Source organism: Bacillus cereus group sp. BfR-BA-01382 (assembly GCF_022663475.1).
GTDB classification, from domain to species: Bacteria; Bacillota; Bacilli; order Bacillales; family Bacillaceae_G; genus Bacillus_A; species Bacillus_A thuringiensis_S.
In genome coordinates this window covers 1-306 of sequence record NZ_JAKUFQ010000340.1, presented here as the reverse complement: position 1 = coordinate 306, position 306 = coordinate 1, and the positions used below count along the sequence as shown (strand labels likewise).

Here is a 306-nt window from a genome sequence, read left to right as displayed (position 1 = left end):
AGAAAAAGCGAAAGCCAAGGCGAAGGCAGCAGCAGCAAAAGCAAAAGCGGCGGCGTTAGCGAAGCAAAAAAGAGAAGGAACAGAAGAAGTAATGGAAGAAGAAAAAGCGAAAGCCAAGGCGAAGGCGGCAGCAGCAGCAAAAGCAAAAGCGGCGGCGTTAGCGAAGCAGAAAAGAGAAGGAACAGAAGAAGTAACGGAAGAAGAAAAAGCGAAGGCAAAGGCGGTGGCAGCAGCCGAGGCAAAAGCGGCAGCATTAGCGAAGCAGAAAGCTTCGCAAGGTGATGGGGATTCGGGAGATGAAAAGGC

Annotated in this window: 1 pseudogene; it reads left to right on the top strand. The window is 51.3% G+C overall.

Annotation, left to right across the window (positions count from 1 at the left end):
- Window positions 1-306 (top strand): annotated as a pseudogene (locus tag MR160_RS34250) (NADH-quinone oxidoreductase subunit C); the annotation flags it as partial.